6 protein-coding genes are annotated in these 6,891 nt (G+C 51.5%); all 6 read right to left on the bottom strand.

Annotation, left to right across the window (positions count from 1 at the left end):
• Window positions 1-150 precede the first annotated feature (150 nt).
• The 6 genes from EVJ26_RS13530 to EVJ26_RS13505 all read right to left on the bottom strand — a co-directional run bounded on the left by EVJ26_RS13530 (window position 151) and on the right by EVJ26_RS13505 (window position 6,737).
• Window positions 151-2,064 carry an LTA synthase family protein gene (locus EVJ26_RS13530; protein ID WP_131470698.1) on the bottom strand — a complete coding sequence of 638 codons (1,914 nt, stop codon included), beginning with the start codon at window positions 2,062-2,064 and terminating at the stop codon, window positions 151-153.
• Between the two features lie 223 nt (window positions 2,065-2,287).
• Window positions 2,288-3,250, bottom strand: coding sequence for an ROK family glucokinase (locus tag EVJ26_RS13525; RefSeq protein ID WP_304984927.1), 963 nt, complete (start codon window positions 3,248-3,250; stop codon window positions 2,288-2,290).
• Between the two features lie 93 nt (window positions 3,251-3,343).
• On the bottom strand, window positions 3,344-3,538 hold the full coding sequence (locus EVJ26_RS13520) for a YqgQ family protein (protein WP_070327032.1): 195 nt from the start codon (window positions 3,536-3,538) through the stop codon (window positions 3,344-3,346).
• 2 nt (window positions 3,539-3,540) lie between these two features.
• Window positions 3,541-4,557 (bottom strand): M42 family metallopeptidase, encoded by a 1,017-nt coding sequence (locus EVJ26_RS13515; protein WP_131470696.1) that lies wholly within the window; start codon window positions 4,555-4,557, stop codon window positions 3,541-3,543.
• Between the two features lie 15 nt (window positions 4,558-4,572).
• Window positions 4,573-5,631, bottom strand: a complete 1,059-nt coding sequence (locus EVJ26_RS13510) for a rhomboid family intramembrane serine protease (protein WP_131470694.1) — start codon at window positions 5,629-5,631, stop codon at window positions 4,573-4,575.
• A gap of 149 nt (window positions 5,632-5,780) precedes the next feature.
• Complete coding sequence (locus EVJ26_RS13505) at window positions 5,781-6,737, bottom strand: L-lactate dehydrogenase (RefSeq protein ID WP_070327029.1); 957 nt, start codon at window positions 6,735-6,737, stop codon at window positions 5,781-5,783.
• Window positions 6,738-6,891: the final 154 nt, after the last annotated feature.

The raw sequence follows: 6,891 nt of genomic DNA, 5'->3' as shown, positions 1-6,891 counted from the left end.
TACAATAGTGAACGCAAGCAATGGAACCTAAAAAAAATGACTCCGGAGCAATACCGGAGCCATCTGATCGCCGCATAAAAGACGACGCACTTTTTATTAAACTGTCCGAAAAACAGGGCTCAGTTCACGGTCAGCGCTAGCTCTTGATTATTAATCGGTTTGTTCTTTGAAGCGAAGCAAATCCGAATAGATCAAGTCATCGTTCATTTGCAGGATTTTTTCGGCTTCTTCCGTGACCGGTCCGCAAAGTGTCGTATCTTCAACCGCTTCTCCAGTCGTCGCATCGTAACACATCGATTGCGTCCACACGTAATCTTCCGTGACGACCGTGCCGTCTCGGAAGATGGCACGACTGTTGCGGTCTTCAGCGAACAAGTCGTTCCCGAACCCGACCAAGTCCGACGTATCGATGCCGAGCAAGTGAAGGAGCGTCGGCTTCATGTCGATATGACTTCCGATCGTCTCATGGACTTCGCCTGTTTCTTGGCCCGGCAAATGGATGGCGAACGGCACTTGTTGAAGTTTCGCCACATCATACGGCGTCAACTCTTCTTTACCGAGCAAGTCGGCCACCGCGTCGTTATGGTTTGTCGAAATGCCGTAGTGGTCACCGTACACGACGAAAATCGTATCTTCCCACATCCCGTTCTGTTTCAGTTGGTCGATGAACAGGCCAAGCGCATAGTCTTGGTAAGCGAGTGCCTGCGGGAAGTTGTTAAGCGTCGTCGAGTTCGTCTCGAATTTCGGCACGAGTTCGTAATCCTCGCTCGGCATCGTATACGGGAAATGGTTCGTGAGCGTGATGAACTTCGCATAGAACGGTTGCGGGAGTTCCTCGAGCATCGGAATCGATTGTTCAAAGAAACTATCGTCCAACAAGCCCCACTCCGTCATGTCCTCAGGATTCCCAAGGTCGTAACTCTTCTCATCATAGAACATGTCGACACCGGTATTCTTGTACATCAAATCGCGGTTCCAAAATGATTTGTTGTTCGCATGGAACACGGCCGAATAATAGTTCTCTTCTTTGATCAGTTCAGGAAGAGCTTGGTACTCATTATCAGCGTTCGTGAAGTAAACGGCTCCACGTGGCAGGCCATACAGCGAATTATCGAGGGCGAACTCGGCGTCTGACGTTTTTCCTTGCCCGACCGTATGGTAATAGTTTGGCCAGTAATGGGACTCTTCGATCAGCTTGTTCAAGTTCGGCGTGATATACTCGCCGTTCGCGGCTTTCATATTGTGCGTGAAGTTTTGTGTCGACTCGAGCGAGACGACGACCACGTTTTTGCCTTTATATTTTCCGAACAAATCCGGATTCGGCGCCGCATAGTTTTGGCGGGTATACTTTTCAATCTTGGCTAACTCCGACCCATCGGCCATCGCTTTCTGCGCGGACGTCTTCGTTTGAAGCATCGCGTCATAGACGTGGAAGTTGAACGTCCCGATGTTTTTGACGAGCAGCTCACGGTCGAACGAACGCGTCAACAGTTCAGGGCGTTCCGTCTCAGCAAGCGACAAGTTGAACAAGAACACGGCGACAGCTGCCACGAACGTGATGAGCGCCCGGCGGTGAGACGCGGCGGTTTGCAACGTATTGATCTTCCGTAGTACGAACGGCAAAACGAGCACGTCCCCAAGAATGATCAAGTCTTTCCATTCAAGCAGTGACATGAATGAAGTCGACAGCGTCTCCATGTTCGACGGTTGCAAAATGACAGGCATCGTCAAATAGTCCGTAAACTCGCGGTAGTAGACAGCGTCCGCGAACAACAGGAACGAGGCGACCGCATAAAGGGTATACAGCACCCACTTTTGCTTATTTCCTTTAAAGAAGAAACTAAAAGCGAACAAGAACAAGGTCGAGCTGATCGGACTGATCAACAAGATGAACGCTTGAGCTGTGTTTTCAATCGGGATGTCAAAGAAAAATTGGTAAACTACGTACGTCTTCGTCCAAAGTAATAAACTAAATATCCAAAATAACCGATATTCTTGAAACGAAGCGCGGACCGTTTCATTCAGTCGCATAGTCAGCTTCGATAAGCTTTGAGATGACTTCATCTGACGGCCTCCTCCTCTTTTCAGTTTTAAGACGTCCTCAAGCAGGATGCGCCATGAATAAGTTCAATAACATGTAGTTGGCTTGTTATCTATTTCACTAACGGTAACAGTCCAGTATCAAGTCCAAATCTTACCCCTTTTTTAACAAAAAATCAACCATACCTTTACAATTCCCTTTGTACGTCAAAAGCACACATGCGAAATCGCATGTGTGCTTTACAGGTTAGACTCTAGTCGGCAAAAAATGTTTTCGTGCCAGCCAAGCGCAGCCGATGACCCCGGCGTCATTCTCGAGTTCGGCAATTTTGAACGTCGTCGACGTATATACCCGTTCAAGGGCAAACCGCTTAAATTGTTCATCAAGCGGCTCGAGCAAAGCTTGTCTCGCTTTTGAAACGCCGCCGCCGATCACGATCATTTTAGGGTTCAACGTGTTGGCGATGTTTGAAATCGTCAACCCGAGATATTCCGTCATCTCTTCGACGACTTCTGTCGCGACCTCGTCTTTCGCTTTATAGGCTTCAAACACATCGCGAGCCGTCACTTCACCTAACTCGTTCAATGACGTCGTTCTCCCTTTACGCTTTTGTAAAGCGAGACGGGCGATGCCGGTTGCTGAGGCGATCGTCTCGATGCAGCCTTTGCGCCCACATCCACACATGACCGCTTTCGCCTCGTCGCGCTCGACCGTGATATGTCCGATCTCACCAGCCATGCCGGCCGCCCCATGGACGATGTTCCCGTTCGTGATGACACCGCCTCCGACACCCGTACCGAGTGTGATTGCGAGCAGTTCAGACGCTCCTTCACCGGCGCCTTTCCACATCTCCCCTAGCGCGGCCGCGTTCGCGTCATTCTCGAGCACGGCCGGCAATCCGACCGCTTTCTCGAATTCGCTAACGAGCTCAAAGTTCTTCCATCCGATGTTCGGCGAGTATTCGACGACACCTTCTGAGAAGTTGATGAATCCCGGAGCTCCGATTCCCGCACCCGCAAAATCATGCTTCACTTTTCCCGATTGCTGAAGGTACGCTTCAAACGAGGCGGCGATATCTGTCGGGATATGTACCCCATTATCACGGATGTCCGTCTTGATCTCCCACTTGTCTGAAATGATCCCGTTCATGTCTAGGACGGCCATTTTCACCGTCGTCCCGCCGATGTCGATTCCTAATAACCACTTCATGCATTCCACTCCTCGTCTCAAATAAATCGCTTTCATTCAATAGTCTACACTATTAAACCCCTTGTGCAAACATTTGCACAAGAGGTTTTTCTGTCAATCTATTGAATTTTTTAGTTCATGCGTCAAAATAATCTTTGCCGTGTCATACTCGCGCTGTTCGATCATCCCACCGGCGTTCAATTCGTCTAACTCCATCATCATGAGACCGATCTCGGCGTCACGCTCTCCGATGTAAATAATTGTGCCAAACGATTTTAAAAACTGTTGCACGTCATAAAAGTTTCTCATCATTATTCCCCCATCGCGGTCAATGCGTAGCGATACAGCAACGCTCGTGTCGCCTCGAGCGATGTTTGGTGCGTCCGTTCATAGCTGTGGCTCGACTCGATCCCAGGACCGACGAGCGCATGTCTTACGTCATAGCCGGCCCGGATCGCAGCTGATGCGTCCGAACCGTAGAACGGATAAATATCGACTTTGAACGGAATGTCGTGGTCGCGGCAAAGCTTCGTGAACTGACGACGCAACTCGAGGTCGTACGGCCCTGAAGAATCTTTGGCACAGATCGATACCGTGTACTCGTCCGAGTGTTGCCCGTCCCCGAGCGCGCCCATATCGACTGCGATGTACTCATCGACTTCGTCCGGGATCCCGGCGTTCCCGCCAAAGCCGACCTCTTCATAGTTGGAAATCAAATAGTAGACCGTATGTGGCAAGTCCGCTTTGACCAAGTCACGCGCCAAATCGAGCAGGATGGCGACCGACGCCTTATCATCGAGATGGCGTGACTTAACATAACCCGTCTCCGTCTGCTTGAAACGGGGATCGAACGAGATGAAGTCCCCGACTTCGATGCCTAACGCCCGGACGTCGTCTGCCGTATGAACGTCGGCATCGAGACGTACTTCAATGTTAGTCGCCGTCCTCTCGGCACTGTTCGTGTCTTTATAGACGTGCACACTCGATTGATGAACGAGGATCGTCCCGTCCACCGCCTCGCCCGCCTCGCGATGGACGAGACAGTTCTCACCCTCGATCGCGGTCCAGGCGTAACCGCCGACTTGCGTCAGCCGCAAGCGTCCGCTCGGCAACACTTCCTTCACCATCGCACCGAGCGTATCGACGTGGGCGGTCAAGAGACGGGCCGGGCCACTTTGTCCAGGAAACGTAGCTAAAAGCGCCCCTTTCGTCAACCGGCTCGTCTCGACCCCGAGGTCCTTGAGCTCTCGTTCGACGTAACTGACTGCTTCGTGCGTCATTCCAGAAGGACTTGGAATCTCTACTAATCGTTTTAACGTATCAATCATGTTGTTACTCCTTTGTCATCGATTATATCCGAGCCAGTATAATGTCCCGGTCAATCCAATAGCGAGCACCGTGAACAACAGGCGCCATTTTTTTGTCGTTTCATCAGGTAATCCGACCACGCCCGCCATCAAAAATCCACCGATGAGGCCCCCGGCATGGGCCGAGTGGTCCAAGCTGGCACCGAGGACGAAGGCGAGCCCTACGTTTAATCCTAACATAATAAACAACGGTGGGCCGAGCGTCTTCATGAACAGCGAGCGGTCACGCAGTCCGAAATAGAGCAGTGCGCCGACGAGACCGAACAATGCACCGGACGCGCCTGCCGAAATCGCCTCACTGAACGCGTAGGAGGCGGTCGACGCGATGACGCCCGCCAACAGATAGATCGTCAAGAACCTCGGTGACCCATACATGCGTTCGACGAGCGGGCCGAGCGACCAGAGCGCGAACATGTTGATCGCAAAATGAAACCAGCCGATATGAAGGAACATCGGTGTGACGAGGCGCCACCATTCGCCTTCATCAATGAGCGGATTGACTTTGGCGCCGAATCGGATGAGCGTGTTCGGATCGAGCGTCGAGCCGAGCGATTCGGCGAGCCACATGACGACAAACGTCAACATCATGAGCGCATAGACGAGTTGCGGTTCACCGAATGAGAATCGCTTCTTCAGTTCGGCTTTTCGCTGTTTATCGAGTGCGAGCGCGAGCGACCGAAACCGGGTCTCATCTTGTTCATCGCCACACGCGTGCCTGTCGAGTCTCACCTTGGCCGCGACTTGGAACGACAACGTCTCAAGTCGCTCCTCATCGACGAGCGCGTCGCCGTATATATGGACGTGAAGCTTCGCACGTCCGAGTCGTGCGAGTCGGAACGAGCTCATAACCGCCTCGATCTCGATCGCGACATGGTTCGCCCACGCCTTATCCGTCTTTATGTACAGGTGATAGAGGTCTCCAGCTTTTGTGTCGAACAATAGCAGCGCGCGCGAAGGCTCGAGTATCCCTTCGACCCGACCGCCTGCCTCGACCGCATGGTAAATGTCTTCCCAAAAACATCCCGGTTGCGTCAACTGAATCCCCTCCTTTCCTTCTGTCTTAATTGTAATCCAATTCGATCATGACGACAAAAGTTGGCGCTTTCTGAATCTGTCCGGCGTCCGTGCCAACACATAAAAAAACGTAGCCGGCATACGCCGACTACGTCTATATCGCGAATATATTATAAAACAGGTTGCATCGTTTTCAACAACACGTCTGCCGAATGGAGCATTTTCTGCTTCTCTTCTTCTGATAACTCGATTTCGACGACTTGACGCACGCCTTGGCGGTTGATGATTGCCGGCACACCGATATGAATATCGTTCAAGCCGTACTCTCCGTCCAAGTAGGCACCGACCGTGAGCAGCGTGTTCTCGTTACGGAGCACCGCTTTGACGAGACGAAGCAAGCCGAGACCGATCGCATAGTACGTCGCGCCTTTACGTTCGATGATGTGGTACGCAGCGTCACGAACGTTGACGTAGATATCTTCAAGGTCTTCCCACGTATACTCGTCGTTCTCTTCGAGCAACTGTTCGACCGATTTGCCGTAAATCCGGGCGTTGCTCCACGCCGCGAACTCGGTATCGCCATGCTCACCCATGATGTAAGCGTGGCAGTTGCGCGGATCGACGTTGAAGTAATCACCTAGCATGTAGCGGAGGCGTGACGTATCGAGGACAGTCCCTGAACCGAAGACGCGATGTTTCGGAAGACCCGAGTATTTCCAAGCCAAGTGTGTCATGATATCGACCGGGTTTGACGCGAGGATGATGATACCGTCGAAGCCAGACGCCATGATTTCAGTGATCATCGATTTCATGATTTTCGCATTTTTCTCAACGAGGTCGAGACGTGTCTCACCTGGTTTTTGAGGAGCGCCGGCCGTGATGACGACGATATCTGCAGCACCGCAGTCCGTGTAATCTCCAGCCCAGACGCGCATCGGTGACGAAGCGAACGAGACGCCGTGGTTCAAGTCCATCGCTTCGCCTTCTGCTTTCGCCTTGTTGATGTCGATGATGACGAGTTCTTCACATAGGCTCGCTGTCGTCAATTGATACGCGAAGCTTGCACCGACCGCTCCGGCCCCGACGAGAGCGACCCGTGTTACTTTTGCATGATTTAATGTTTCCATGTTGTTTTTCCACCCTTCAAACAATCTGTTTCATGTTTTTGTTTTGTCTGTTACACCTAGATTGTAACATCATTCACAAACAGTCAATACAAGAGAAACCGTTTTCAGTTTGGCAATATTGTGACAAAATTCACATTCGTTTGAAACATCCTCA

Origin of the sequence: Exiguobacterium sp. SH3S1, assembly GCF_004337105.1 — a bacterium.
Taxonomy (GTDB): Bacteria; Bacillota; Bacilli; order Exiguobacteriales; family Exiguobacteriaceae; genus Exiguobacterium; species Exiguobacterium aurantiacum_A.
The sequence above is the reverse complement of the archived record's forward strand: the minus strand, read 5'-3'. Positions and strand labels throughout refer to the sequence as shown.

Coding starts and splice junctions, on each gene's coding strand:
- EVJ26_RS13530 (WP_131470698.1), bottom strand. CDS start 2,064: ATGAAGTCATCTCAAAGCTTATCGAAGCTGACTATGCGACTGAATGAA.
- EVJ26_RS13525 (WP_304984927.1), bottom strand. CDS start 3,250: ATGAAGTGGTTATTAGGAATCGACATCGGCGGGACGACGGTGAAAATG.
- EVJ26_RS13520 (WP_070327032.1), bottom strand. CDS start 3,538: ATGAGAAACTTTTATGACGTGCAACAGTTTTTAAAATCGTTTGGCACA.
- EVJ26_RS13515 (WP_131470696.1), bottom strand. CDS start 4,557: ATGATTGATACGTTAAAACGATTAGTAGAGATTCCAAGTCCTTCTGGA.
- EVJ26_RS13505 (WP_070327029.1), bottom strand. CDS start 6,737: ATGGAAACATTAAATCATGCAAAAGTAACACGGGTCGCTCTCGTCGGG.